General features: G+C 72.6%; 4 protein-coding genes. 2 read left to right on the forward strand and 2 right to left on the reverse strand.

Annotation, left to right across the window (positions count from 1 at the left end; all coding sequences use genetic code 11):
- On the reverse strand, window positions 1-681 hold a 681-nt coding region (locus K6I34_RS32370), incomplete at its 3' end, for a histidine phosphatase family protein (protein WP_229331598.1).
- 118 nt (window positions 682-799) lie between these two features.
- Between K6I34_RS32370 and corA the strand changes: the two genes are divergently transcribed.
- On the forward strand, window positions 800-1,792 hold the full coding sequence (gene corA, locus K6I34_RS32375) for a magnesium/cobalt transporter CorA (RefSeq protein ID WP_229331602.1): 993 nt from the start codon (window positions 800-802) through the stop codon (window positions 1,790-1,792).
- A 205-nt stretch (window positions 1,793-1,997) separates the two neighbouring features.
- Here corA and K6I34_RS32380 read toward each other — a convergent pair whose 3' ends face one another.
- A complete protein-coding gene (locus K6I34_RS32380; RefSeq protein ID WP_229331604.1) occupies window positions 1,998-3,047 on the reverse strand; it encodes an LLM class F420-dependent oxidoreductase in 1,050 nt (349 codons plus the stop codon).
- A gap of 175 nt (window positions 3,048-3,222) precedes the next feature.
- On the opposite strand from K6I34_RS32380, the gene K6I34_RS32385 reads away from it, so the two are divergent.
- Window positions 3,223-4,206, forward strand: coding sequence for an aldo/keto reductase (locus tag K6I34_RS32385; RefSeq protein ID WP_229331600.1), 984 nt, complete (start codon window positions 3,223-3,225; stop codon window positions 4,204-4,206).
- The last annotated feature ends 285 nt before the right edge of the window (window positions 4,207-4,491 follow it).

A 4,491-nucleotide genomic window follows, 5' to 3' on the forward strand; every position in this document is an offset into this window, starting at 1 on the left:
CCCGACGACCCCGTCCTCCTCCGCGGCCCCCGCGGCGGGCGGCGCCTCGGCGGGGACGAGCCCGCGCAGGTCGCCGGTGTCGCCGAGGCGCACGAGGAAGGGGCGCAGCCGGGTGTAGCGGATGGCCGTGACCGAGCAGGGGTCCACGGCGATCCGCTGGAAGAGGTCGAGGTGGGCGCCGAGGGCGTCGGCGACGAGGGACTTGATGATGTCGCCGTGCGAGCACATGAGGTAGACGGCGTCGGGGCCGTGCTCCTCCTCGATACGGGCGTTCCACTCCCGTACGGCGTCGACGGCCCGCGCCTGCATGGCGCGTACGGACTCCCCGCCGGGGAAGGCGGCGGCGGAGGGGTGCCGCTGGACGACCTCCCACAGGGGCTCGTCGGCGAGTTCGGCGATCTTGCGGCCGGACCAGTCGCCGTAGTGGCACTCGCCGATCCGCTCGTCGGCGTGCAGGGGCAGTTCCGGCCGGGCGGCGAGGAGGGGTGCGAGGGTCTCGCGGCAGCGCTGGAGCGGGCTGGTGACGGCGGCGGCGAGCGGCAGCCCGGCGAGGCGGGCGGGGAGGGCGGCGGCCTGTTCGGCACCGCGCTCGTCCAGGGCGATGCCGGGGGTCCATCCCGCGAGCACGCCCCCGGTGTTGGCGGTGGACCGGCCGTGACGGACGAGGATCAGGGTGGGCATGGGGTCAGACTAGGCGCAACCCGGGGGCGGGCCCCAGTCCCCCGGGATGTCACCGCGGGCCCGTTACCGGGACTCCGTCCCGGCTTCCGGGAGTTCACACGCGCCGGGGCACGGCACAATACGTGGGGTGATCGTGGACTGCGCCATCTACCGGGACGGCCGTCGCACCGACGGACCCGCCGACTTCTCCGACGCCCTCGCCGAGGCGCGCGCGGAGGGGAACTCCTTCCTCTGGGTCGGGCTGCACGAGCCCACGGAGGCCGAGTTCGAGCTGGTGACCAGCGAGTTCGGGCTGCACCCGCTGGCCGTGGAGGACGCGCTGAAGGCGCACCAGCGGCCGAAGCTGGAGGTCTACAAGGACTCCCTGTTCATCGTGCTCAAGCCGGTGCGCTACGACGACGCCGCGGACACGGTCACCACGAGCGAGCTGATGCTGTTCGTCGGCGACTCCTTCGTCGTGACCGTGCGGCACGGCGAGGGCAGTCCGCTCGCCGAGGTGCGCCACCGGCTGGAGCAGGAGCCGGAGGTCCTGCGGCACGGCCCCGCGGCGGTGCTGTACGCGGTGAGCGACGCGGTGGTCGACCAGTACGTGGAGGTGGCGTCCGAGCTCCAGGTGGACCTGGAGGAGCTGGAGACGGAGGTGTTCGCGCCGGTCGGCGGGGACACCAGGAACACGGCGTCGCGGATCTACGGCTTCAAGCGCCAGGTGCTGGAGTTCCGGCGGGCGTCGGGGCCGCTCACGGACCCGGTGACGCGGCTGAGCGGCGCGGGCGTGCCGTTCGTCCCGGAGCCGTCGCGCCCGTTCTTCCGCGACGTGGGCGACCACCTGGCCAAGGTGAACGAGACGGTGGAGGGCCTCGACCGGCTGCTCACGGACATACTCTCCGCCCACCTGGCCCAGATGGGCGTCCAGCAGAACGACGACATGCGCAAGATCTCGGCGTGGGCGGCGATGGCCGCGGTCCCGACGATGATCGCCGGTATCTACGGGATGAACTTCGCCCACATGCCGGAGCTGCGCCAGCCGTGGGGCTATCCGGCCGTGGTCGCGCTGATGGCGGGGCTGGTGTTCGCGCTGCACCGGTACTTCAAGCGGCGCGGCTGGCTGTGACGCGGCTGCCGCGACGCGACTGCCATAAGGCGACTGTCGTGACGTGACAGCTGCCGCGACGCGGCAAAGGGCGGCCCGTGAGGCGTAACCCCCACGGCCGTACGGGCGTTGTGTTCTGTACCGGCCGTGGCGGGGAAGACACCCCGAGCCCCCACCACGGCCGCAGACGGAACTTCTCCCGCCCTGCTGTCCCTTCTGGTCCGGCTTACGCGAGGCCCGCGCGCTCCAGAGCGGTGACACCGGCCCGCAGGCACGCGATCCGCTCGTCGAGGGTGAAGCCCGCGGGCGCCAGCGACAGGGTGGTCACCCCGGCCTCGGCGTAGGCCCGCATCCGGTCGGCGATGCGGTCGACGGGCCCGATCAGGGCGGTGGAGTCGATCAGTTCGCGCGGGACGGCCGCGGCGGCGCCCTGCTTGTCACCGGAGAGGTACTTCTCCTGGATCTCGGCGGCGGCCTTCTCGTAGCCCATGCGCTGGGCGAGCTTGTTGTAGAAGTTCTGCTTGGCGCTGCCCATGCCGCCGACGTAGAGGGCGGTGTACGGGCGGAAGAGGTCGGCGAGCGCGGCGACGTCGTCACCGACGGCCATGGGGACGGTCGGCACCAGATCGAAGCCGTCGAGGTCCTTGCCGGCCTTGGCGCGGCCCGCGCGCAGCGGCGCGAGGGTGGTCTCCTCGGCGTGCTCGGGGGCGAAGAAGACGACGAGGGCACCGTCGGCGATCTCGCCGGTCTGCTCCAGGTTCTTCGGGCCGATGGCGGCGATGTAGAGGGGGATGTGCTCGCGCACCGGGTGGACGGTGAGCTTGATGGGCTTGCCGGGGCCACCGGGGAGCGGGAGGGTCCAGTGGTCACCGTCGTGCGTGAGGCGTTCGCGGGACATGGCCTTGCGGACGATCTCGACGTACTCGCGGGTGCGGGCGAGGGGCTTGTCGAACTTGACGCCGTACCAGCCCTCGGAGACCTGCGGGCCGGACACACCGAGGCCGAGCCGGAAGCGCCCGCCGGAGAGCGAGTCGAGGGTGGCGGCGGTCATCGCGGTCATGGTCGGCGTACGGGCCGGGATCTGGAAGATCGCCGAACCGACGTCGATGCGCTCGGTCTGCGCCGCGACCCAGGACAGGACGGTGGGCGCGTCGGAGCCGTACGCCTCGGCGGCCCAGCAGACCGCGTAGCCGAGGCGGTCGGCCTCGCGGGCGACCTCGAGGTTGTCGGCGTCCATCCCGGCTCCCCAGTAGCCGAGGTTGATTCCGAGCCTCATTCGACTCATACCGGTCCCCTTACCCATCGGTAACGTCATCGTTTCCGGGGACTGTAGCGCGCGGACCAGGGGTACGTCACCGGTCGGCCCGGCGGCCTGTGGACAACCGCCCGGACGGTCGCCGGTTGTCCACAGGCGGCCACGGGATGCGTCACTGCCAGTAATCTCAGCGCTCATGGAGCTTAGGCATCTCGGGCGTACGGGCCTGCGGGTCTCCCGCATCGGGCTCGGCACACTCACCTGGGGCAGGGACACCGGCGAGCACGACGCGGCCGGCCAGCTCAAGGCGTTCTGGGAGGCGGGCGGCACGCTCGTCGACACCGCGGACGTCTACGGGGACGGCGGCGCCGAGTATCTGCTCGGCAGGCTGATCGAGGATCTCGTGCCGCGCCGCGACCTGGTCGTCGCGACCAAGTCGGGCGGCGTCCCCGACCCCGACCGGCGGTACGACGGCTCGCGGGGCCATCTGCTGGCCGCGCTCGACGCGTCGCTGGAGCGGCTCGGCACGGACTACGTGGACCTGTGGCAGGTCCACGCCTTCGACCCCTACACGCCGGTCGAGGAGACGCTGCAGTCACTCGACATCGCCGTGAGCAGCGGGCGCGCCCGCTATGCCGGGGTCTCCAACTTCTGCGGCTGGCAGCTCGCCAAGGCGGGCACGTGGCAGCTGGCCGCGCCGGGCGTGCGGACGCGGCTGGCCAGCACGCAGATGGAGTACTCGCTGCTCCAGCGCGGCATCGAGCGCGAGGTGCTGCCCGCGGCGCTCGACCTGGGCATCGGCGTCCTGCCGTCCTCGCCGCTCGGCAGGGGCGTGCTCACCGGCAAGTACCGCCACGCGACGCCCGCCGACTCCCGGGGCGCCTCCGACCACCTGGCCGCCTTCGTCGCCCCGTATCTGGACGAGCCCGCGGGGCGCGTGGTGGACGCCGTCGCCACGGCGGCCGACGGGCTCGCCACGACCCCGCTGAAGGTCGCCCTGGCCTGGGTCCGGGACCGCCCGGGCGTGGTCGCCCCGATCGTCGGCGCGCGCAATGAGCAGCAGCTCAGGGCGGCATTGTCAGTGGAGGCGCTTACGCTTCCGGACGAGATCTGCCGGGCTCTCGACGATGTGTCGGCGCCCGTGCACCGCTACCCCGATCAGGACTGGAGCACCCTGTGAGCACGGACCGCCTCACCGACGAGGCCGCTTCCGCGGACGCGGAACCGGCCGGCACCGCGGCTGACGAGCCCGCTGAGCCCGAGGCGGAGCAGACGGGCACCGACGCGACGGCGGAGAGCGCCGACGCGAACGCTGACGCGGGTGCGGATGCGGACGCCGTCGCCGATGCGAACGCCGACGCTGACGCTGGCCCTGGCCCTGGCCCTGACGCTGACGCTGACGCTGACGCTGACGCTGACGAGAAGCCTGCCGCCGACGCACCCGAGTCCGAGTCCGCCGACGACG

Origin of the sequence: Streptomyces sp. UNOC14_S4 (assembly GCF_020740835.1) — a bacterium.
GTDB lineage: Bacteria > Actinomycetota > Actinomycetes > Streptomycetales > Streptomycetaceae > Streptomyces.